The organism is Liquorilactobacillus sicerae (assembly GCF_029916425.1).
In the GTDB taxonomy this organism is placed as follows: domain Bacteria; phylum Bacillota; class Bacilli; order Lactobacillales; family Lactobacillaceae; genus Liquorilactobacillus; species Liquorilactobacillus sicerae.
Genome location: NZ_JAHAVQ010000336.1, coordinates 1 through 403 on the forward strand (window position 1 = coordinate 1; position 403 = coordinate 403).

General features: G+C 40.2%; 1 protein-coding gene and 1 pseudogene. Both read right to left on the reverse strand.

The genetic code is table 11. The annotated features are described in order from the left end of the window. Positions 1-101, reverse strand: a pseudogene (locus KH893_RS12720) (50S ribosomal protein L3); the annotation flags it as partial. A 26-nt stretch (positions 102-127) separates the two neighbouring features. Beyond that, positions 128-403 (reverse strand): 30S ribosomal protein S10 (gene rpsJ / locus KH893_RS12725; protein WP_281166389.1); only part of this gene is annotated, 276 nt, incomplete at its 5' end.

Genomic DNA, 403 nt, shown 5'->3' on the forward strand with positions numbered 1-403 from the left:
ACAGTTGGTAATGCTTCAATGACAGTCACAGGAATCAGCTCGCCTTTATCAGTAAAAACCTGAGTCATACCGACTTTTCGGCCTAAGATACCTTTTGTCATGACTTTCTCCTTAAATTATTAAATGATCAAAGCTTGATTTCAATTGCAACACCAGCTGGGAGGTCTAACTTAAGAAGTGAGTCAACAGTCTTATCAGTTGGGTTAACCAAATCAATCAAGCGTTTATGTGTACGCATTTCAAATTGTTCTCGTGAATCCTTGTGCTTATGAGGCGAACGTAAAATAGTGTATAAAGCACGTTCAGTTGGTAAAGGAATTGGGCCAACCACTTGCGCACCAGTGCGTTTTGCAGTTTCAACAATTTTTGCCGCTGAAGCATCGATTGTACGATACTCATAAGC